We start from the raw sequence: 16,891 nt of genomic DNA on the forward strand, positions 1-16,891 counted from the left end.
ATTTCGATGGCCTCGGTCCCGTTTCACTACGTCGAACTGCGCACATTCTCCTACGCCACCGAGGACGAGAAGCGAGTCGAACAGGCCCTACGGACGTTTCTTCCAGAGGACGTCGAACTCCAGCGGCACACGTCCGAGGGTCACTACGGCGACCGTATCGTCGTCCTATCAGCGCGCGTCGAACTGGCGGACGAGGTCCGTCACGTCCTCTCCCAGGTCGCGACCCTGGACGACGTCGACGACGTCGTCGCCGAACTCGACGACCGGGTGGACGACAACTGCTCGTTCTTCCTGACGTTCGACAAGCAGGCCGCCTTCGGTGGCGACGTCCGGCGCGGCGACGGGATCACGCTCCGGGCGAAAGTCGAGGCGTATCCGGCCAAGCGGGAGAAGGCCGTCACCAACGCCCGTGAAGTGCTGGAAGCCCTATGACGTACGAGGCAGTCCGCGCCCGGCCGGACGGCGACAGCACCGTCGCACGGCTGGCGCTGACCGCGAGCGACTACGGCTTCGACGGCGTCGTCGTCCGGAACCACGGTGACGCCCTCGCGGACTACGACCCAGAAGCGGTCAGCGAGATGTACGACGTCGACGTCGTCCCGGCCGTGGAGGTCAGAGCGGACGACCCGTCACAGGCCAGTGGCTACGTGGGGAACCACCGACCCGACACCGTCGTCCTCGCAGTCCACGGCGGGACCGTCGCGATGAACCGGTTCGCCGTCGAACAGGCCGCCGTAGACGTCCTGGCACACCCGATGCGCGGCGACGGCGATTTCAACCACGTACTGGCGAAGGAAGCCGCGGCGAACGGCGTCCGCGTGGAGTTCTCGCTCCGCGACGTCCTCGATTGCACCGGTGGCCGACGCGTCCGCCGCCTCCAGTCTCTCCGGAAGCTCCGCGAACTCGTCGACTACTACGACGTCCCCTACGTCGTCAGCGCGGACCCCGCGAGCCACCTGCAACTCCGGGCCCCGCGCGAACTCGTCTCCGTCGGCGAGGCCATCGGCTTCTCCGGCGAACAGGTCGAAACCGGCCTCGCGGAGTGGGGTCGAATCGCCTCACGCAACCGGGAACGACTCTCGGATTCCTTCGTCGAACCCGGCGTCCGTCGCGTCGACGAACGGGACCCGTCCGCTACCGGAGACAGTCACGACTGAACGTTACATACATCGTTCCGCGTGGGACGACCGGTGATTTTATGTTGTAGTTGGTACTCTAACAAGACATGGGGTCAGAGAACGTAAGCTTCGAAGCAGCGGTCATCGCCGCTGTCGGGGTGGTGCTCGGGGTCGCCCACCTCTTCGGCGCGATGCTCGCACTGCTATCGCAGGGGGTGAACAGCGTGTTACTGCTGGCGGACTCGGTGCCAGTGACGACGACGACCGCTATCGCGTTGATGCTGACAGCCGGATTCCTGGGAACGGGGAGTCGGCAAGGCCGGTACGTGGGGGTGCTGGCCTTCGGCGCGGTCGCGGTGTTCGGCCGACCGTCGCTCGTGGCTCCGGAGCCGTTTCCCGTCGCACACGCGGGACTCGCACTGCTCGTCGTGCTGTACCTGGCGCTCCGGAACCCGATCACCGAACCGGAACGGTCGAACGTCGACGAGTCGACCAGCGCGACCAGGCTCGGGTCGACGATCCGGTGAGGCAGATCCGGTGAGACGGAATTGACGAGACGGCACCGGCGTAACGGTCGCCGTCCGACGAGCCAGGCCTCCGCGAGCCGTATGCTTCATTGGCCTCGCCCGCGACGGGTGTGACATGAAGAAGTCCCTCGACGAGCACGCCGACCGGTTTTCCGAGCAATCCGCCGAGTACGACGAGCAGCAGGACTCCGCGGCCTACCGAGAGTGTGCCGACCTCGTCGTCCGCTACGCGGATCCGCGCGCGGACGACGTCGTCCTGGACCTGGGGACCGGGACCGGAGCCATCGCCCTGCCGCTGGCCGAGCGATGCGAGTTCGTGGTCGGCCGGGACATCAGCGAGGGGATGCTCTCCGAAGCACGGGCGAAGGCCGCCGACCGCGCCGTCGAGAACGTCGAGTTCGCCGAGGGCCGTTTTCGCGAGCCGAACGTCGACCGAAACATCGACGTCGTCACCTCGAACTTCGCGATGCACCACCTCAGCGACGAGGAGAAGGCCGAGGCCATCGGCGTCATCGCCGCCCTCGAACCCCGGCGGTTCGTCCTCGGGGACGTCATGTTCTTCGGCGACCCGGACCCCGACGAGACCTTCTATAGCCCGGAAGTCGACGATCCAGCGACGGTCGGCGTGCTGGCAGACGCCTTCACGGACGCGGGATTCGCCCTCACGGCGGTCGAGAGCGTCCACGATCAGGTTGGCGTTCTGGTCGGGGAGCGGGTCCCCGACGGCGACGAAATCGAGGAGGCACCGCGGTGAAACACCTCCCGAAACACCTCCGCCAGCGCTGGCGATACCTGGGGGTGGCAATCGAGACCTGGCCCGACGCCGCGTTCGGCCGGCGCGACTTCCAGCGGGAGCTGTGGTACGCCGCCCAGAATCTCTTCGGTGACGCCGGCAGCGCGGACCTCGACATGACGATACTCCGATTCGATCTGGCCGACGGAGACGGCGCCGCAGTGGTCCGGACGCGGCGGGGCGAGGAACCGCGAGCGAGAGCGGCACTTGCCTGCGTGGCAGCGGTCGACGGAGACCCGGTGGGAATCCGCGTGAGGGGAGTAAGCGGCACCGTGCGAGCCTGTGAAGAAAACTATATACATCGCCGACGGGAACCACCGGACCAGAGACACGTCGCGTTCGAGGACGCGGAGGAACCCGCCGTCGCCCGTGACGGCAAGGTCGACGTGCGGACCCCCGAGGGCTACTCGGGCGCGACCACACTCGATTTCCAGTAACTATGCAGGGCCAAAACCAACAGCAGGCGTACGACCGGGGGATCACCATCTTCTCGCCGGACGGGCGTCTCTACCAGGTCGAGTACGCACGCGAGGCCGTCAAGCGCGGCACCGCAAGTATCGGCATTCGGACCAGTGACGGCGTCGTCCTCGCAGTGGACAAACGGATACGGTCGCCGCTGATGGAGCGGTCGTCCGTCGAGAAGATTCACAAGGCCGACGACCACATCGGCATCGCCAGCGCCGGCCACGTCGCCGACGCCCGCCAGCTCATCGACTTCGCCCGCCGCCAGGCGCAGGTCAATCAGCTCCGGTACGGCGAACCGATCGGCATCGAGACGCTGACCAAGGAGGTCACCGACTACATCCAGCAGTACACCCAGGTCGGCGGCGCCCGACCGTTCGGCGTCGCGCTCATCATCGGCGGCATCGCGAACGGCAAACCCCGCCTCTACGAGACCGACCCATCGGGGACGCCCTACGAGTGGAAAGCCCTCGCGGTCGGCGCCGACCGCGGCGACATCCGGGAGTACCTCGAAGCGAACTACTCCGAAGAGATGGTCCTCGACGACGGCATCGACCTCGCGCTGGAAGCGCTCGCGTCCGTCAACGACGACGAACTCGCTCCCGAGGGAATCGGCATCGCCACCATCGACGTCGAGACGGAACAGTTCCGTGAACTCAGCGACGCCGACAAAGAGACACACCTCAGCGACCTGGGCATCCTGGGGTCCCCCGACGAGGAGGGAACAGACGACGAATCCGCAGACGAGTCCGCCGAGACGTCCGACGACGAGCCCGACGACGAATCCTGACGACGGGTCGGCTCACGGATTTTCGGCGTCGCGTGATCTCCGGATCCCACGCTTGGAGAACGTTTGTGCCGGCGAAACCGTACCGATCTAGCCGCTAGAGTTATTACCGTCCGAACTAAGGGGAAAATTATGGGCTGTGTACGATGTGGGGGCTCGATGGCGGAGTTCGAACTGGGGGAGAACGTCTCGCGACGGTGCGAGGAGTGTGGATTCGTCGACGTCTCAGTGTCCCACGTTCGCGAGGAACCGCCGCGTGAATCGTGGGAAGACGCTATCGACCGGTTCAACGCGCGACAGTACGGCGTGAAAAGAGACGTCACCAACTACCGACCGGGAACCGCGGACGACTGAGAAACGACCGGTATCAGTCGTCGCTCGCCGCTTCGATCTCCTCGTCAGGTTCCGACTCGCTCTCGTCGTCCTCGGAAGCGGATCCCGCCGTGTCACGGTCCTGATCTTCTTCCTCAGAGCGGCCGGCGACGAGGGCGCCGCGGGAGACGCTGTACATCGGTTCCTCGGCGTGCCTGACGTCGCTGATGGAGAACGGGATGTCGGCGTCTTCGAGGTGCTGTTCGAACAGCTTCGAGAACCCGTTCGGCGAGGAAGTGCCGCCCGTGACGACGACCGGCACGTCGAGGCCTTCTTCGATGTCCTCCTCGTCGACCTCCTTTCGGATCTTCTCGATCACGTAGTCCAGGAGATTCTCGTAGTAGATCGACAGCGCGCCCTCGACGCCACCGACGTCGGTCGTGAAGTCGAGTTCGAAGCCGTCCTCCTTGATGGAGGTGACCTTGTCGACCTGGGTACCAGTCGCCTGGGCCGCCTGCTCGTCGATCCAGTCGCCGCCGCGGGCGACGGAGAACTTCATCACCGGAACTGCGTAGTAGGCCAGGCACACGTTCGTCATACCGGCCCCGAAGCTGATCCCCAGGCCGGTGAAGTCGTTGTCGGCGAGTTCCGAGTAGATGACCGACATCCCCTCGTTGATCGGTTCGGCGTCGTACCCCATGTCGTTCAGGAACGACTCGATCGTCTTCTGGTGGTAGAGCGTGCTGAGGTCCGAATCGATCGGGTCCGCGGGCGAGGAGAAGTACAGTTTCTCGTCGGGACGGTCGGGGGACCCGACGACCTGTTCGATGATGAGCTTCATCATCGGAATCGCCGACTTCTCGTCCGAGGAGAGGATCCCCTGGGACATCGGTCGCCGCGTCTCGCGGTTGAAGATGTTCGCGAAGTTCAGCGCGTCGTCCCCGAGGACGTACACGTCGTCGTCCTTCCGGATGTGAAGGACGTCTGACCGAGAGAGCATCTGCTCGGCCATGTCGCTGTACTCAATCTCCACGAAGGAGTTCCGTTGCTGGACGAACACGGTGTCAGTACCCTCCTGTTTCGCCGACAGGATGTTCATCGTACCCACGTCAAGTCCTTTAGCCATGGTTACAGAGTCGAAAATTAAACCCCGTCGTATTAAATCTATGTTTGTGCATGTTATGGAGTAATTATTCCCGAATGAACAATCTTAGTGAGTGACTAGCGTCCGAACGTCGCGGCGACCCGTGCGAGGAGACGCGCGAGGAACGTCTCGTCGTCGCTGGAGGAAGCCTCCTCCCTGCGCCGGCGACGTAACTCGCGTAGCTGATCGGTCTGATCGTCGACGGTGGTCTCCGAGCGAGCGGTCGTCTGTTCGCCGCCCTTGACCGTTCGGAGGCCACTCACCTGCTCGTCGACCCCGGTGCTGTGTACCTCCGTCGTGGCCGCCTGCAGACCGGAGGTATCGAACTCACTCTCGTCGGACGTGAGCGTCAGGGCCGTCCCCTCGTGACGTTCGACGCCACCCCACGTGAGTTCGACGTCAGCCATGGCCTCGTCGATGTCCTGACGGATCTCGTCGTCGCTGATCTGCGCGTCGTCCTCGGTCTCCTCGGGGGCGAAATCGGCGGGCGCGGGCCTCGCCCGGTCGATGTGGTACGCAACCATCGCGGCGCCGGTCGACGCGAGGACGGCCGTCAGCCCCACGCCGTAGACGGCGAGGACGTGAATGCTGTACTGGGGACCACTCCCCTCGGCCCACATGTACGGATATGCGTAGGTGAACAGCCCGATAGCGACGAGACAGACGACGACACCCGAAGCGCCACCGACCAGGCCCCGCCGGTCGACCGGGAGCAACACGATGACCGACGAGAGCGCCGTCGGAACGGCGAGCATGCCGAGCGCGAAGGCCACCTCGCGCGCGACGTAATCGGTCAGTTCCACCCACTGCCCGGCGGCGCCTGCGCCGAACGCGCCCAGTCCGAGTCCGACTGCGCCGAAGAACAGCGCGAACCCGAGGTAGACGTCGACGTTACTGTCTGGCTCGCCGATTATCCGCCGATACCACTCGAACAGTCGTCCGTCTGTCTCAGTCCCCGTCATAGCCACCCCGCTCGGTAACCCGCCTCATTACGTGAACCGTTCAGCTTAATCCGCCATTAGTTTTTCGCGGATTACGTTACGGACTCAATAATCGAACGCGTAGTATTTTCAGAAGTCGTCGGAGAACGAAATGCGAGTCACCCGACCCGGCGTCGTCCTGTATCGCCAGACGTGAGCGCCGTCTCTGGCCGGTTCGACGCGGGATATCTGACGAAGTCCCGTCTTGATACAGCCCCACCAGGCGTCTTCGCTCCCGTACCCGGCGGGAAGCTCCTCGTACAGTTCGTCGACGAAGTCGCCCCGCTTGGCCTCGGTCTGCTCTCTGAGGAGACACAGCGCGGCGCCGACCGCCCACCGTCGTCGGTCGCAGAGTTCCTCGTCGTGCCCGGGCACGTCGATGGACGCGACGTCGGCGACGTCGTCTCCGGGGAACCCCTCCTCACGTGTCGACTGGGGATCGTAGTCGATAGCCGTCCAACCGCGCTCACCGAGCCTGTCGCTCGTCTGTGCGACCGCCCGCCGCGCGAACGCGTCGACCCGTTCGCGCTCTACGTCGGCGAGGCTCTCGACGACGTTCGTGAGTTCCTCGTCTTCGATCCTGGCGACGGCGTCCTCCGCACCGCCGATCGAGAGGTCGACGTCGTCCGCGGTCGATTCGTCGGAGCGGACGTCCCGCGAGCGCTCGCGACGAACTTCGCTGGCAAATGCAGCGAGACGGCCGTAGCGCATCCCTTCCCCCTCCAGCGAGAACCGCTGTTCGACGACCCAGGCCAGGTACGACTCGACCGTCTCGAACTCGAGGAGGTCTGCCTCGATCGCGAGCGACCGCGCGGTCCCGTCGTCTATCGAAACCTCGAAACTCCGCATTCGGCGCGGTGATTCCGCCTACACTGCTATAAATCCATACCCATCACCGTCGCGAGAGAAGGCAGGGTCGGACGGCTCGCTGAGAAAGGCCTTTAAGCCATCCACGGATACCGACAGGTATGATATCTCTTGACGAGGCGGTGGCGGCGAGGCTCGAATCGCACGGCCAGCGATTCGAAGTGCTGGTCGATCCGGACGCGGCACTGGCGATCAAGCGCGACGAGTTCGACGGGGACCTGGAGGACGTCATCGCGGCGGAGGACGTCTTCGAGGACGCGTCGTCGGGTGACAGACCGCCCGAGACGTCCCTCGAGGAGGTCTTCGAGACGACCGACCCCCTCGAGATCATTCCCGAGGTCATCAAACAGGGAGAGATCCAGATAACGGCCGAACAGCGCCGCGAGATGCAGGAACAGAAGTACAAACAGCTCGTCCAGACCATCACGCGCAACGCCGTCAATCCCCAGATGGACGACGCGCCCCATCCGCCGGAGCGCATCGAGTCCGCCCTCGAAGAGACCGACTTCCGGATCGATCCGATGGAACCGGTCGAGAACCAGGTCGACGACGCCCTCGAGGCGCTCCGGCCAGTCATCCCCATCCGGTTCGACGAGGTGACCGTCGCCGTGCAGGTCCCTGCGGACTACGCCGGCAGTGCACAGTCACGGATCCGTCAGTTCGGTGACCTGGACCGGGAAGAGTGGCAGAACGACGGTTCCTGGGTCGGTGTCCTGACGTTCCCGGCGGGGATGCAAAACGAGTTCTACGACCTGGTGAACGAGCACACGAGCGGCGAGGCCGAAACACAGATCGTCAAGGACGAAGACGACCTCAGGACGCGGTAAACGGCCGGCAAAAGCGGCGGCGACTGACAGTTATCCCTTCCGGAAACCGAGCAGGAAGCCGCCGGTGAATCCGGCGCTGACGGGCAGTGCCGAGATCAGGCTCATCATCCAGGAGGGTGGCTGGGAGCCCGCGGCGTCGCCGGCTGCTCTCGTCGCGTTCGAGGCCGTTCCGGTTATCGCTCCCCAGTCGACGGAGAGGACGCCGCGCGTTTCGAGGAACTTGAAGAGGGCGAGCTGGATGCCCACGAGGACGGCGATTATCTTGGCCACCTTCTTGGCGGCGAAGCCGATGACGCCGCCGATGACCGCGCCCCCGCCAAGTTCCAGACCGAGCTGTTGCGGGTTTAAGTCGACCATACCCGACACGTTACAGTCGTGGCTTAAGTCTTTTGTGCCCCTTCGCGAGCGGCGAGCGGCCGGCCGGGGCCCGGACTGGATTTAAATACGGTGGCGGCGTAATCCACGGTGAGTGACGCCAAGCCAGCCAACCGAACGAGCGGTCGTCGCAAAGCGCGTCGACGCGGGAACGATGGACACGGAGGAGATATCCGACCTCGCGCGCGCTGCAGGGTACGAAGTCGTCGGCGAACTGACCCAGACGCGAACCGAGGACCCAGCCTACCACCTCGGGGAGGGGAAGGTCGACCGCCTCGCGAACGTCGTCGCCCGCGAACGGGCGACCGCAGTCATCTTCGACAACCAGCTTGGCCCCTACCAGACGTACAACATCGGGAACAAACTCCCCGACGGAACGAGCGTCATCGACCGGTTCCGGCTCATTCTGGAGATATTCGGCCAGCGCGCCCAGACGCGGAAGGCCCAGCTCCAGGTCGAACTCGCCGAACTGCGCTACGAACTCCCGCGCGCGGAAGCGAAGGCCAGCCTGGCCAAACGCGACGAGCGCCCCGGGTTCATGGGGCTGGGTGAGTACGACGAGAGCCGCGAGCAGGACATCAAGAACCGGATCTCCCGTATCCGTGACGAACTCGACTCCATCCAGAACACGGAGGAACACCGCCGCGAACAGCGCCGGGAGTCCGGATTCGACCTGGTCGCGCTCGCCGGCTACACGAACGCCGGTAAGTCGACCTTACTCCGGCGACTCGCCGAGGACGTCGACGTCGACGCCAACGAGGACCTACACGCCGACCTGGACCCGACGGCCGAGAGCGAGGACCGCCTGTTCACGACCCTGGGGACCACGACCCGCCGGGCCGATATGGACCGCCGGGACGTTCTGGTGACCGACACAGTCGGGTTCATCTCGGACCTGCCCCACTGGCTCGTCGAGTCGTTCAAGTCGACGCTCGACGCCGTCTACCGGGCGGATCTCGTTTTGCTCGTCGTCGACGTCAGCGAACCCGTCGAGGAGATACGCGAGAAACTGGTCACGAGCCACGACACGCTGTACGAGCGCAACGAGGCCCCCATCGTCACGGTCCTGAACAAGACCGACCTCGTCGACGACGAGGAGGTCCAGCGCAAGAAAGAAGCGCTGTCCGCGCTCGCCCCGAACCCGGTCACCGTCAGTGCCAGGGAGGGGAAGAACGTCGACGCACTGCTCTCTCGCATCGACCGCGAACTCCCCGACTACGAGCGCGAGCGCCTCGTCCTGCCGATGACCGACGAGACGATGAGCGTCGTCTCGTGGATCCACGACCACGCCCGCGTCGACGACGTCGACTACGGCGACCAGGTCGTCATCGAGTTCGAGGCTCGCCCGTCCGTCGTGGAGCGCTCGCGCGCGAAGGCCGGCGAGATCGCCGAAGCATCGGCGTAGCGTCCCTTTTCCGCGTTATCCGTCGGCCTGGTCGCCGAGCACCGCCGGTATCCGTTCGAGGACGTCAGAGGCGACGTAGCCCGTCCCGTGTTCGTCGTACAGCGAATCTCCCGCAGTACCAGAGGTGTAGGAGGCCATACAGGCGGCGTCGTAGGGGTCCTGGCTGTCGAGGTACGTCGCGACGACGCCCGAGAGCAGGTCGCCGGTGCCGCCGACAGCCATCCCCGGATTGCCAGCGCGGCACAGCCGAGTACGGTCCCCGTCGGATATCACGTCGACCGCCCCCTTCGCGAGCACGACGTGACCGAGTTCGTCGGCGACGCGCTCGACTTGGTCGGCGTTCTCGGCGAGGTCGTCGACTTCCGGACCGCCCAGGGCAGCCAGTTCTCTGCTGTTGGGCGTACAGACCACCTCGGCATCGGTGTCGACGTCCGGGACGACCGAGAGCGCGTCGGCGTCGGCGACCACCGGGCCCTCGAACGATTCGAGGAGCCGCCGCGCTGCCGCCAGCGTCTCGTCGGCCGTCCCGAGGCCCGGACCCAGGACGACCACGTCGTCGTGTTTCGTGGCCGTCTCGACGAGGCCGTCGACCTGGTCGGGCGTGAGGCGATCCCCCTCGTAGGGCTGGACGATGAGGTCAGGTTCGTACCCCTGAATCTCGCCGGCGACGGAATCGGGGGCGGCGACGAAGGACAGCTCCGCGCCGGACCGAAGGGCGGACTGGGCGCTCAGCGCCGGCGCGCCGGTGTAGGGACCGCCGCCGACGACGAACACGCGGGCGCTGCGGTCCCTGCTCTTCAGTCGGCGGAGGTCGCCCGGACCCACGTACAACTCGGCCGCGGGCGGGATGCCGATGTCCGCGACGGTGACCGTCGCGTCGAGGTTTTCGAGTCCTGGCTTCGCGTCGTGGAAAGTGACGACGTGGTCGGCGTCGACGGCGCTCTCGGGGAGCGTTCCGATGTCGGCGTCGAAGCCCGAGGGGACGTCGACCGAGACGACAGTCGCGTCGCTGTCGTTCATCACTTCGGCCGCGGTCGCCGCGGGTTCCCTGAGATCTCCGGAGATGCCCGTCCCCAGCATCGCGTCGACCACCACGTCCGGGGCACCGAGTGAGAGAGAACGCGAGTCGCGCACCTCGTGGGTGTCGTAGGTCGCTTCCTGGAGCGCGTCCCAGTTCTCCCGGGCGATGTCGGTCGTGATAGTCTCTGCGCGGCCGAGCAGGAGCACCGTCAGGTCGTAGTCGTCGAGGAACCGCGCCGCGACGAACGCGTCACCGCCGTTGTTCCCGCGGCCGGCGACGACCGTGACGGTCGCACCGGAGTCGGCGACCTGGCGGACGACGCGGGCGACGGCGTTGCCTGAGGACTCCATCAACTGCTTTCTCGGGACGCCGAGGGCGTCCGCGTTCTCGTCGACGACGGCCATCCTGCTGCCCGTGATCATGGATCTGCCTTCGACCGTCCGCGTAGTAACTGTGGTGGACCGAACGCCCCCTTCGTCGGGTCAGCGGCGGATCTCGAACGAATCGAACCCCGCCGGCTCGCCGTACTCCACCTCGACGTCCTCGACGTGGGCCCGGTCGCTTCCCTCGTGGCACCACTCGACCATCTCCGCGACGGCGTCCTCGGGTCCCTCGAAGACGGCCTCCACGCGTCCATCGGCCAGGTTCTTCACCCAGCCGTCGACGTCTCGCTTGCGGGCCTCTTCCCGCGTCGTCGCCCGGTAGAAGACGCCCTGGACCTTCCCGGAGACGAACACGTGTGCGCGAGTGTCGGTCATGGGCGGTCGTACTCACGAGCGCGGCAAAAATCCCTAGCGACTGTCGCCGCCGCTGCGGAGGTAGTGGAAGATGTACGTCTGGACGTACCCGGCGTACTCCCCGCCCAGCGACTCCCGGATAGCTCGCGACGTATCGGCGTACGAGCCGCGGTCGCAGTCGGGGAAGTAGTCGGCGATAGTCGTCCGGAGCCAGGTGTCGAGCGGGACCGCCTCCAGAAAGTCCAGCGAGAAGAGGAGGACGCAGTCTGCGACCTTGTCCCCGACGCCGACGAAGCGAGTGAGGTGCTCGCGGGCGTCCTCGTACGCCATGTCCCGCGCTGCCGCCGGGTCCGCTTCGCCGCTGGCTACCATCTCGGCAGTCTGCTGGACGTATGGGGCGCGATAGCCGAGGCCCAGGTCACGGAGTTCCGTTTCCGTCGCGCCTGCGAGGGCGTCAGGCGTGGGGTACGTCCGATAGGTCACCCCGTCGAACTCGACTGGTTCACCGTACGCTCGGCGGAGCGCGGTCTGCATCGCGTGGATCCGCTCGACGCGCATCTGGGCCGAGCAGATGAACGAAATCAGGCAGCCGAACGGCGGGTCGCGGACGAGTCGCAGTCCCCAGTAGGCGTCGTAGGCGTCCTGGACGACGTCGTCGTCCGGAGAGGCGGCTCGTATCGCGTCCAGGTCGTCGTCGAGCCGAAGCAACCGGCGGAGGTGCGGGTCAGCGTCGATTGACGACTCCCACTCCAGCGTTCCGCCGACCTGACGCGTCCGGACGAACTCCGGGGCCCCGTCAACCTGTATCGTCGTCCAGTACCAGGCGTCGCCGCCGTGGGCGCCGGAGCCGTCGTACATCCGGCCGTCCTCGCGGTCCCAGAGGTACGACTGACCGCTCTCGACGGTCGATTGCAGGTCGAATCCACCCGGCAGCGAACTGACGTCGACGTGCCCGCGTTCCATCTACCGGTCCCTGTCGGTCAGGCGGCTTTGGCCTTTCGAGTCAACCGGCCGAACCTTCTTGGTAGTGGGTGTCGAACCGCTCACATATGGACTGCAGAGTCGTCGTCGAGGCGGCCGTCCCCGTATACGACGTCGAAACGGCCGACGAGGCGGTCAGGATAGCCATTTCGAAGACGGGCGAGATGCTCAACCCCGACCTCAACTACGTCGAGATCAACATGGGCGAACGGGCCTGCCCGCACTGCCACGAGGAACTGGAACCGGCGTTCGTCGCCGCCGACGAGAGCCTGGTCGCGCTCGAACTGGAGATGACCGTCTTCAACGTCGAACGCGACGAACACGCCGCCCGGATCGCCCGCAAAGAGATCGGCCAGCGCCTCGAGAACATCCCGCTCGAAGTCCTGGAGATCGAGGAGACTCCGGACGAAGACGATGACGGCGATGCGCCCGAGACAGAGACGGAGGGCGAGGGAGAGACGGATAGCGAAGCGTCGAACGCGATCAGTGACGCCGACCAGGCTGTCGATGGCGACGAAGCCGCACCGGGGGACGACGACGAGGACGTGCTGCCGGAGTTCGAGGAACTGATCGACGAGTAACGCCCGAATCGCGACGGTAGGGGCGCTGGAGTCCGTTCACGCGCGGGAGAGCGAGAAGCGAACCGCTAGATGCGTAGGGAAACCGAAAGGAACGAAACCTCAGTCTGCCGCAGCGGAAACGGGTTCTTTCTCTTCGGCGAGCATCTCCGACGTGATGCCCTTCGCAAGCGCGAAGACGGCGGCCTTGTGGTCCGTCTTCGACTTGTGGATGGACGTCGGCTGAACGCCAAGTTCCGCGTACTCGTCGTGTTCGACGTCGTCACCAGTCTCTTTCTCGTAGTGAGTCTGTACCTGTGCAAGCAGGCCGTGAAGATGGATGAGTTCCTGCTTTTTCATATTCAACCGTTCCTAATAACTCGAGGGTTATAGTAGTACTCTGAGTGTAGTTAACACACTCCCTTCACTTGTGGTACGGACTGTCTACCGGTAGCGTCTCATGACCGTGAAACACTTTAGGAATCGGACAACCTACCGTCTCGTATGGACTACGACGACATGCTCGACAGGGCCGTCGACGAGACGCCCGACATCGAGGGGAGCAGCGAACGCTTCGAGGTGCCGACGCCGGAGGTTCGTCAGGAAGGCAACGCGACCGTCTTCGAGAACTTCCAGTCGGTCTGTGACACGCTGGGTCGGGAAGACGAACACGTTATGAAGTTCCTACAGAACGAGCTCGGGACGAACGGTCACATCGACGAGAGTGGTCGGGCGCGCCTCACCGGCGAATTCGGTCAGCGGCGCATCGAGTCGGCTATCGACGAGTACACAGAGACGTTCGTCATCTGTCCCGAGTGCGGCCTGCCGGATACGCGACTCGAACAGGACCAGGGCGTCCCGATACTGCGATGTGAAGCCTGCGGGGCGCGCTCCTCGACCAGTTCCTGATCACTGAAACGCCAGTCCCGACTACTGGAGCCCCTTCAGCGTCTGCAGGTCGCGGTCTGTCCGCGCGAACTCGGCGAGCCGTCGGCTCGCGTGGCAGTTCGGACAGTGAAAGGTCCCGTCGTGGCGAGGGAGGTCGCTCGGCGTCGACTCCCAGTCCTTGGTACACTCCGGACACAGTAAACGGACGTATGCCTCGACCATGTGTGTAGTTGGCACGCAGCACGCCATGAAAAAGGTGTCGTCCCGGCGGTCGTGTCGTCCTGGCAGTCGAGTCGTCCCAGTGCTGGCGGCGATCAGGCGGGCATCCCTTCCGCTTCGAGCAGCTCCTTGTACCGGTTCCGGATGGTAACCTCGGAGATGCTCGCCACCTCGCTGACCTGGCTCTGGGTGACCTTCTCGTTGCTCAGCAGCGAGCCGGCGTACACCGCGGCGGCGGCCAGTCCGACGGGGGACTTCCCGCTGAGGACGCCGTCCTCGCGGGCGGCCTCGATGAGCTCACGGGAGCGTCGCTCGGACTCGTCCGAGAGGTCCAGGTCGCTGATGAACCGCGGGACGTAGCTCTCGGGCTTCGCGGGGGCCACTTCCAGGCCCAGTTCGCGGACGATGTAGCGGTACGTCCGGGTCAACTCCATCTTCTCGACGCGGGAGACACGTGCGATCTCGTCGAGCGACCGGGGCGTCCCGGCCTGGCGCGCGGCGGCGTAGACGGAGGCCGTCGCGACGCCCTCGATGGACCGGCCAGGGAGCAGGTCCTCGCTGAGGGCGCGTCGGTAGATGACAGACGCCGTCTCGCGGACGTTCTGGGGGAGCCCAAGCGCGCTGGCCATGCGGTCGATTTCGCCGAGGGCCTGCTTGAGGTTGCGCTCCTTGGAGTCGCGGGTCCGGAACCGCTCGTTCCAGGTCCGGAGGCGCTTCATCTTCGAACGCTGCTTGCTCGACAGGGAGTTGCCGTAGGCGTCCTTGTCCTGCCAGCCGATGTTGGTCGACAGGCCCTTGTCGTGCATCATGTTCGTCGTGGGCGCACCGACCCGGGACTTGTTGTCGCGTTCGCTGGAGTCGAAGGCGCGCCACTCGGGGCCGCGGTCGATCTCGTCTTCCTCGACGACGAGGCCGCAGTCCTCACACACGGTCTCGCCGTGTTCGGTGTCGGCCACGACGTCGCCGCCGCACTCCGGACAGACCTCCTCGGACTCCTGCTCTTCCGTCTGCTCGCTCCTCACCGCCTGTTCGTCGACCTGTTCGCCTGCGTTGGTTCGGACTGGGGATTCACTCATGATGGGGGAACTCTCGTGACTGCCGCGGACGCAATCCTTAAGAAATCGGTGCGATCCGCCTAACTCTTTGTAAGTGCGAAAAGCATATAAATGTTTCGTTAGTTGTGGTACCTAATCGCACGACGGGAACCGGCTTGCGGAACGTGGTAGTCTGTTCCAAACGGCGGGTCGGCGCCGCCTGTCTCCGGGTCGACGTCCGGCGTCTGTCGACGAGTCGATCCGACGCACGGGTGAACCGCGATACGCGAGCCGCGAGAAGAGAGCGATTACCGACGTTTCAGGGACCGGTTTCGAGTGGACATGTGCGTCGACCGGGGTACGGATAGCATCGGAGAGACGTCGGTGAGAGATCTCAGACCGTGAACAGGTGGCCCTCGCGCGGGACGTCGAACAGGCCGATCCGAGCGCCGGCGTCCAGCCACGCGTGGCCGTAGGAGAACGACGCCAGCGCGTTGACCGGGTCGTCCTCGGCCCGGAAGTGGCGGCCGTCTTCGAGATACGATTCGGCCATCTCGGCACACTCGAGGGCCGCGTCGTGCATCGGCGTCCCCTCCGACGGTGCAATCTCGGCGGCGTCGACGGCCTCGGCGAGCAACCCCTCGTAACGGTCGGTCTTCTCCTCTAGATCGGCGGCCATGGTCGCCCCTCCACGGCCGAGCGACAAATCGCTTGGCTTGCAGTGCCGGGCTCGTGCGGACTCCGCGACAGCGCAACCTACAAAACCCGCTGTACAGTACATCATCCCATGACCGAGGACGTCGCGGAACACCGAGAGCTCATCGTCGCGGGGACGGGCATCGCGGGGCTGACGGCCGCCATCTACGGCGGACGGGCCAACCTCGATCCGCTGGTACTGGAAGGGGACGAACCAGGCGGGCAGCTCACCCTCACAACCGACGTGGCGAACTACCCAGGATTCCCGGAGGGAATCAGTGGTCCCGACCTGGTGAACAACATGAAAGAGCAGGCGAGCCAGTTCGGAGCCGACCTGGAACACGGCATCGTCGAGAACGTGGACGATAGCGACCGACCCTTCCGCGTCGAGGTGAACGACGGCACCGTCTACACCTGCGACGCCTTCGTCGCCGCCTCGGGTGCCAGCGCGCGGACACTCGGCGTCCCCGGCGAGGACGAACTGATGGGCTACGGCATCTCGACGTGTGCCACCTGCGACGGCGCGTTCTTCCGCGACGAGGACATGCTGGTCGTCGGCGGCGGCGACGCCGCGATGGAGGAGGCCAGCTTCCTCACCAAGTTCGCCGACACCGTCTACGTCGTCCACCGCCGCGACGAGTTCCGCGCGGAGGATTACTGGGTCGAGCGCGTCGAGGAACACGTCGAAGAGGACGATATCGAAGTCCTGCGCAACACCGAACTGCTGGAAGTCGAGGGGTCGGCCGAAGCGGGCGTCGACCAGGTGGTCCTCGCCGAGCACCCCGAGGGGCACCCAACCGACAAACTCGACCACGAGGAGACGGAGACGTTCGAGTTCGACGTCGGCGCTGTCTTCCTCGCCATCGGACACACCCCGAACACGTCGTACCTCGAAGGGACCGGCGTGGAACTCGACGACGAAGGGTACATCCGGACGAAGGGCGGCGACGGCGGGGACCAGACCGCAACCGACGTCGAGGGCCTCTTCGGCGCGGGCGACGTCGTCGACTACCATTACCAGCAGGCCATCACCGCCGGCGGAATGGGATGCAAGGCCGCCATCGACGCCGACCAGTACCTGGAGAGTCTGGACCAGACCGGGACGGCCGCCGCCGAGTCCGCCGCCGAAGCGGACGACTGATCGCGGACGCGGCACCGGGT

At 65.4% G+C, this 16,891-nt stretch carries 23 protein-coding genes; 12 read left to right on the forward strand and 11 right to left on the reverse strand.

Features of this window, described 5'->3' with window-relative positions; genetic code table 11:
- Window positions 1–6 precede the first annotated feature (6 nt).
- The 7 genes from AC5FRV_RS05245 to AC5FRV_RS05275 all read left to right on the forward strand — a co-directional run bounded on the left by AC5FRV_RS05245 (window position 7) and on the right by AC5FRV_RS05275 (window position 4,041).
- Window positions 7–432 (forward strand): RNA-binding protein, encoded by a 426-nt coding sequence (locus AC5FRV_RS05245; RefSeq protein WP_493560034.1) that lies wholly within the window; start codon window positions 7–9, stop codon window positions 430–432.
- The gene (locus tag AC5FRV_RS05250; RefSeq protein ID WP_493560035.1) at window positions 429–1,157 is read left to right on the forward strand and encodes an RNase P subunit p30 family protein; all 729 of its coding nucleotides are present in this window, start codon (window positions 429–431) and stop codon (window positions 1,155–1,157) included. The genes AC5FRV_RS05245 and AC5FRV_RS05250 overlap by 4 nt, the downstream gene beginning before the upstream one ends.
- A 68-nt stretch (window positions 1,158–1,225) precedes the next feature.
- Entirely contained in the window at window positions 1,226–1,645 is a 420-nt protein-coding gene (locus AC5FRV_RS05255; RefSeq protein ID WP_493560036.1) for a hypothetical protein, read from the forward strand.
- Between the two features lie 115 nt (window positions 1,646–1,760).
- Entirely contained in the window at window positions 1,761–2,399 is a 639-nt protein-coding gene (locus AC5FRV_RS05260) for a class I SAM-dependent methyltransferase (protein ID WP_493560037.1), read from the forward strand.
- Window positions 2,396–2,875, forward strand: coding sequence for an Rpp14/Pop5 family protein (locus AC5FRV_RS05265; protein ID WP_493560038.1), 480 nt, complete (start codon window positions 2,396–2,398; stop codon window positions 2,873–2,875). The genes AC5FRV_RS05260 and AC5FRV_RS05265 overlap by 4 nt, the downstream gene beginning before the upstream one ends.
- Before the next feature lie 2 nt (window positions 2,876–2,877).
- Window positions 2,878–3,690 carry an archaeal proteasome endopeptidase complex subunit alpha gene (gene psmA, locus AC5FRV_RS05270; protein ID WP_493560039.1) on the forward strand — a complete coding sequence of 271 codons (813 nt, stop codon included), beginning with the start codon at window positions 2,878–2,880 and terminating at the stop codon, window positions 3,688–3,690.
- A 156-nt stretch (window positions 3,691–3,846) separates the two neighbouring features.
- Window positions 3,847–4,041, forward strand: coding sequence for a hypothetical protein (locus tag AC5FRV_RS05275; RefSeq protein ID WP_493560040.1), 195 nt, complete (start codon window positions 3,847–3,849; stop codon window positions 4,039–4,041).
- Window positions 4,042–4,054: 13 nt separating this feature from the next.
- Here the strand turns inward: AC5FRV_RS05275 and AC5FRV_RS05280 are convergent, their stop codons facing one another.
- The 3 genes from AC5FRV_RS05280 to AC5FRV_RS05290 all read right to left on the reverse strand — a co-directional run bounded on the left by AC5FRV_RS05280 (window position 4,055) and on the right by AC5FRV_RS05290 (window position 6,972).
- Window positions 4,055–5,125 carry a disk-shape morphogenesis protein volactin gene (locus AC5FRV_RS05280; protein WP_089817603.1) on the reverse strand — a complete coding sequence of 357 codons (1,071 nt, stop codon included), beginning with the start codon at window positions 5,123–5,125 and terminating at the stop codon, window positions 4,055–4,057.
- A 95-nt stretch (window positions 5,126–5,220) separates the two neighbouring features.
- Window positions 5,221–6,105: a cell division protein CdpA domain-containing protein gene (locus AC5FRV_RS05285; protein ID WP_493560041.1), complete on the reverse strand. Its 885-nt coding sequence runs from the start codon at window positions 6,103–6,105 to the stop codon at window positions 5,221–5,223.
- A 108-nt stretch (window positions 6,106–6,213) separates the two neighbouring features.
- The gene (locus tag AC5FRV_RS05290) at window positions 6,214–6,972 is read right to left on the reverse strand and encodes a hypothetical protein (RefSeq protein ID WP_493560042.1); all 759 of its coding nucleotides are present in this window, start codon (window positions 6,970–6,972) and stop codon (window positions 6,214–6,216) included.
- Between the two features lie 119 nt (window positions 6,973–7,091).
- Here AC5FRV_RS05290 and AC5FRV_RS05295 point away from each other — a divergent pair, with 119 nt between their 5' ends.
- Window positions 7,092–7,817 (forward strand): ribosome assembly factor SBDS, encoded by a 726-nt coding sequence (locus AC5FRV_RS05295; RefSeq protein WP_493560043.1) that lies wholly within the window; start codon window positions 7,092–7,094, stop codon window positions 7,815–7,817.
- Window positions 7,818–7,847: 30 nt separating this feature from the next.
- Here AC5FRV_RS05295 and AC5FRV_RS05300 read toward each other — a convergent pair whose 3' ends face one another.
- On the reverse strand, window positions 7,848–8,174 hold the full coding sequence (locus AC5FRV_RS05300; RefSeq protein WP_493560044.1) for an FUN14 domain-containing protein: 327 nt from the start codon (window positions 8,172–8,174) through the stop codon (window positions 7,848–7,850).
- Window positions 8,175–8,346: 172 nt separating this feature from the next.
- Between AC5FRV_RS05300 and hflX the strand changes: the two genes are divergently transcribed.
- Entirely contained in the window at window positions 8,347–9,597 is a 1,251-nt protein-coding gene (gene hflX / locus AC5FRV_RS05305; RefSeq protein WP_493560156.1) for a GTPase HflX, read from the forward strand.
- A 15-nt stretch (window positions 9,598–9,612) separates the two neighbouring features.
- On the opposite strand, the gene AC5FRV_RS05310 is transcribed toward hflX, so the two are convergent.
- From AC5FRV_RS05310 to AC5FRV_RS05320, 3 genes are read right to left on the reverse strand one after another with little or no spacing between them, the layout of a single operon-like run.
- The gene (locus AC5FRV_RS05310; RefSeq protein WP_493560045.1) at window positions 9,613–11,040 is read right to left on the reverse strand and encodes an NAD(P)H-hydrate dehydratase; all 1,428 of its coding nucleotides are present in this window, start codon (window positions 11,038–11,040) and stop codon (window positions 9,613–9,615) included.
- A gap of 60 nt (window positions 11,041–11,100) precedes the next feature.
- Complete coding sequence (locus tag AC5FRV_RS05315) at window positions 11,101–11,376, reverse strand: acylphosphatase (RefSeq protein WP_493560046.1); 276 nt, start codon at window positions 11,374–11,376, stop codon at window positions 11,101–11,103.
- A gap of 33 nt (window positions 11,377–11,409) precedes the next feature.
- Window positions 11,410–12,318 (reverse strand): DNA-3-methyladenine glycosylase family protein, encoded by a 909-nt coding sequence (locus tag AC5FRV_RS05320; protein ID WP_493560047.1) that lies wholly within the window; start codon window positions 12,316–12,318, stop codon window positions 11,410–11,412.
- An 86-nt stretch (window positions 12,319–12,404) separates the two neighbouring features.
- Here AC5FRV_RS05320 and AC5FRV_RS05325 point away from each other — a divergent pair, with 86 nt between their 5' ends.
- Window positions 12,405–12,917 (forward strand): DUF555 domain-containing protein, encoded by a 513-nt coding sequence (locus AC5FRV_RS05325; protein WP_493560048.1) that lies wholly within the window; start codon window positions 12,405–12,407, stop codon window positions 12,915–12,917.
- Between the two features lie 99 nt (window positions 12,918–13,016).
- Here AC5FRV_RS05325 and AC5FRV_RS05330 read toward each other — a convergent pair whose 3' ends face one another.
- Window positions 13,017–13,253, reverse strand: a complete 237-nt coding sequence (locus AC5FRV_RS05330; RefSeq protein WP_089817623.1) for a UPF0058 family protein — start codon at window positions 13,251–13,253, stop codon at window positions 13,017–13,019.
- Between the two features lie 144 nt (window positions 13,254–13,397).
- Between AC5FRV_RS05330 and AC5FRV_RS05335 the strand changes: the two genes are divergently transcribed.
- Window positions 13,398–13,802, forward strand: a complete 405-nt coding sequence (locus AC5FRV_RS05335) for a translation initiation factor IF-2 subunit beta (protein ID WP_493560049.1) — start codon at window positions 13,398–13,400, stop codon at window positions 13,800–13,802.
- Window positions 13,803–13,823: 21 nt separating this feature from the next.
- Here the strand turns inward: AC5FRV_RS05335 and AC5FRV_RS05340 are convergent, their stop codons facing one another.
- From AC5FRV_RS05340 to AC5FRV_RS05350, 3 genes are all read right to left on the reverse strand, one after another.
- Window positions 13,824–14,003 (reverse strand): DUF7836 family putative zinc-binding protein, encoded by a 180-nt coding sequence (locus tag AC5FRV_RS05340; protein ID WP_089817627.1) that lies wholly within the window; start codon window positions 14,001–14,003, stop codon window positions 13,824–13,826.
- Between the two features lie 92 nt (window positions 14,004–14,095).
- Window positions 14,096–15,076 carry a transcription initiation factor IIB gene (locus AC5FRV_RS05345; RefSeq protein WP_493560050.1) on the reverse strand — a complete coding sequence of 327 codons (981 nt, stop codon included), beginning with the start codon at window positions 15,074–15,076 and terminating at the stop codon, window positions 14,096–14,098.
- 352 nt (window positions 15,077–15,428) lie between these two features.
- Window positions 15,429–15,713 (reverse strand): DUF357 domain-containing protein, encoded by a 285-nt coding sequence (locus AC5FRV_RS05350; RefSeq protein WP_493560051.1) that lies wholly within the window; start codon window positions 15,711–15,713, stop codon window positions 15,429–15,431.
- 108 nt (window positions 15,714–15,821) lie between these two features.
- On the opposite strand from AC5FRV_RS05350, the gene AC5FRV_RS05355 reads away from it, so the two are divergent.
- Window positions 15,822–16,871 carry an NAD(P)/FAD-dependent oxidoreductase gene (locus tag AC5FRV_RS05355; RefSeq protein WP_493560052.1) on the forward strand — a complete coding sequence of 350 codons (1,050 nt, stop codon included), beginning with the start codon at window positions 15,822–15,824 and terminating at the stop codon, window positions 16,869–16,871.
- The last annotated feature ends 20 nt before the right edge of the window (window positions 16,872–16,891 follow it).

It is taken from the genome of Halomicrobium sp. HArcel3 (genome assembly GCF_058933135.1).

Bases quoted from the DNA above. Each gene is read 5' to 3' on its own strand.
- AC5FRV_RS05245 (WP_493560034.1), top strand. From the start codon at position 7: ATGGCCTCGGTCCCGTTTCACTACGTCGAACTGCGCACATTCTCCTAC.
- AC5FRV_RS05250 (WP_493560035.1), top strand. From the start codon at position 429: ATGACGTACGAGGCAGTCCGCGCCCGGCCGGACGGCGACAGCACCGTC.
- AC5FRV_RS05255 (WP_493560036.1), top strand. From the start codon at position 1,226: ATGGGGTCAGAGAACGTAAGCTTCGAAGCAGCGGTCATCGCCGCTGTC.
- AC5FRV_RS05260 (WP_493560037.1), top strand. From the start codon at position 1,761: ATGAAGAAGTCCCTCGACGAGCACGCCGACCGGTTTTCCGAGCAATCC.
- psmA (WP_493560039.1), top strand. From the start codon at position 2,878: ATGCAGGGCCAAAACCAACAGCAGGCGTACGACCGGGGGATCACCATC.
- AC5FRV_RS05275 (WP_493560040.1), top strand. From the start codon at position 3,847: ATGGCGGAGTTCGAACTGGGGGAGAACGTCTCGCGACGGTGCGAGGAG.
- AC5FRV_RS05280 (WP_089817603.1), bottom strand. From the start codon at position 5,125: ATGGCTAAAGGACTTGACGTGGGTACGATGAACATCCTGTCGGCGAAA.
- AC5FRV_RS05285 (WP_493560041.1), bottom strand. From the start codon at position 6,105: ATGACGGGGACTGAGACAGACGGACGACTGTTCGAGTGGTATCGGCGG.
- AC5FRV_RS05290 (WP_493560042.1), bottom strand. From the start codon at position 6,972: ATGCGGAGTTTCGAGGTTTCGATAGACGACGGGACCGCGCGGTCGCTC.
- AC5FRV_RS05295 (WP_493560043.1), top strand. From the start codon at position 7,092: ATGATATCTCTTGACGAGGCGGTGGCGGCGAGGCTCGAATCGCACGGC.
- AC5FRV_RS05300 (WP_493560044.1), bottom strand. From the start codon at position 8,174: ATGGTCGACTTAAACCCGCAACAGCTCGGTCTGGAACTTGGCGGGGGC.
- hflX (WP_493560156.1), top strand. From the start codon at position 8,347: ATGGACACGGAGGAGATATCCGACCTCGCGCGCGCTGCAGGGTACGAA.
- AC5FRV_RS05310 (WP_493560045.1), bottom strand. From the start codon at position 11,040: ATGATCACGGGCAGCAGGATGGCCGTCGTCGACGAGAACGCGGACGCC.
- AC5FRV_RS05315 (WP_493560046.1), bottom strand. From the start codon at position 11,376: ATGACCGACACTCGCGCACACGTGTTCGTCTCCGGGAAGGTCCAGGGC.
- AC5FRV_RS05320 (WP_493560047.1), bottom strand. From the start codon at position 12,318: ATGGAACGCGGGCACGTCGACGTCAGTTCGCTGCCGGGTGGATTCGAC.
- AC5FRV_RS05325 (WP_493560048.1), top strand. From the start codon at position 12,405: ATGGACTGCAGAGTCGTCGTCGAGGCGGCCGTCCCCGTATACGACGTC.
- AC5FRV_RS05330 (WP_089817623.1), bottom strand. From the start codon at position 13,253: ATGAAAAAGCAGGAACTCATCCATCTTCACGGCCTGCTTGCACAGGTA.
- AC5FRV_RS05335 (WP_493560049.1), top strand. From the start codon at position 13,398: ATGGACTACGACGACATGCTCGACAGGGCCGTCGACGAGACGCCCGAC.
- AC5FRV_RS05340 (WP_089817627.1), bottom strand. From the start codon at position 14,003: ATGGTCGAGGCATACGTCCGTTTACTGTGTCCGGAGTGTACCAAGGAC.
- AC5FRV_RS05345 (WP_493560050.1), bottom strand. From the start codon at position 15,076: ATGAGTGAATCCCCAGTCCGAACCAACGCAGGCGAACAGGTCGACGAA.
- AC5FRV_RS05350 (WP_493560051.1), bottom strand. From the start codon at position 15,713: ATGGCCGCCGATCTAGAGGAGAAGACCGACCGTTACGAGGGGTTGCTC.
- AC5FRV_RS05355 (WP_493560052.1), top strand. From the start codon at position 15,822: ATGACCGAGGACGTCGCGGAACACCGAGAGCTCATCGTCGCGGGGACG.